Genomic DNA, 666 nt, shown 5'->3' with positions numbered 1-666 from the left:
GCCCCATCCGACAAACTTCGACAGAACTTTCTGCTCCTCCGGTGTGGCAAGCCTGTTTTCTGATTCAATCTGCTTTAGAGTGCGGATTGCATCAATATTCCACTGGTATCTGGTCTTAGCTCCACCTTTTTCCATTTCCCAGAGGTTATAGTGGAAGTTGTGTTTTTTCTGTACTGCATCATCTGAAACTACATGTCCATTCTCATCAATCTTGGTTTCCCAGCCATTCGCTATTGCTCTTTCCCTGGTTTCAAGACGATTGGCTTTTACACTATCTTCGATATCAAAAAATCTCTTATAGACCGGATTCATCTTATCCCTGTCAGCCTTCTGCTTTGTCTCCTGATAATACCTTTTCTGGTCTTCTCCACAGTAAAATGGCTGTTTTACCATATAGGATAAAATCTCGTATAACTCACGCCAGTCGAGTGCACCTTCCTTACGCACACCATTCCTGTTCTTATAGCTGATCTTCACATAACCGCTTCTGATTGAGTACTCCACAAGACCATACTTATTGTTGGAATATGCCTTTCTTTCTGCATTATCTGTCCCCAATGCGATATCCCTGATAAGGTCAAGTTTATTTGGCATAAATGCAAAATCAGACTGCACCACATCCATAAGGAATGCCCTAAACGGAGTGTAGCAGCTGCAATCTGTTAC

1 pseudogene is annotated in these 666 nt (G+C 42.3%); it reads right to left on the bottom strand.

The window, feature by feature from the left end:
- A pseudogene (locus WMO38_RS15135) lies at positions 1-666 on the bottom strand (hypothetical protein); the annotation flags it as partial.

Source organism: Lachnospira hominis (ex Hitch et al. 2025), assembly GCF_040096395.1.
In the GTDB taxonomy this organism is placed as follows: Bacteria; Bacillota; Clostridia; order Lachnospirales; family Lachnospiraceae; genus Lachnospira; species Lachnospira hominis.
The sequence above is the reverse complement of the archived record's forward strand: the minus strand, read 5'-3'. Positions and strand labels throughout refer to the sequence as shown.